This is a genomic window from Aeromonas sp. QDB25 (assembly GCF_027707725.1).
Lineage (GTDB): Bacteria > Pseudomonadota > Gammaproteobacteria > Enterobacterales > Aeromonadaceae > Aeromonas > Aeromonas caviae.
The window spans coordinates 1-507 of record NZ_JAPCIZ010000258.1 but is presented as its reverse complement, the minus strand read 5'-3'; the positions used below and the strand labels follow the sequence as shown (position 1 = coordinate 507).

The window sequence follows — 507 nt, the reverse complement described above, 5'->3', positions numbered from 1 at the left end:
CCGCTTGTTGCGCCTCGAGAAAACCCACAGGGAACAGACGATTGAGCTCAATGACGAGCAGATCCGCCTGCTCGAGCGCTTCAGCCCCGAGTTTCGCGAACGCCAAATTGAGGTTCACTACACCGGGGAACTGGTGGCGGTCGACACCTTCTTCGTCGGCGCACTCAAGGGGGTGGGCAAGGTGTATCTGCAAACCGTACTGGACTGCTACAGCCGCCACGCCTGGGGACAGCTCTACACCAGCAAGCTGCCGGTGACCTCGGTCCATGTGCTCAACGAAACGGTCCTGCCGTTCTTCGAGGCTCACGAGGCGCGGGTCTATACCATCCTGTCGGACAACGGGCGCGAGTTCTGCGGGCGCCCTGACCATCACCCCTACGAGCTGTTCCTGCAACTGGAGGGGATTGAGCACCGGACCACCAAGGTACGCAGGCCGCAGAGCAACGGCTTTATCGAGCGGCTACATCGCACCCTGCTGGATGAACACTTCCGTATCAAGGGGAGGAC

Annotated in this window: 1 pseudogene; it reads left to right on the top strand. The window is 60.9% G+C overall.

Annotated features, from left to right (window positions below):
• A pseudogene (locus tag PG883_RS23810) lies at positions 1–507 on the top strand (IS481-like element ISAs19 family transposase); the annotation flags it as partial.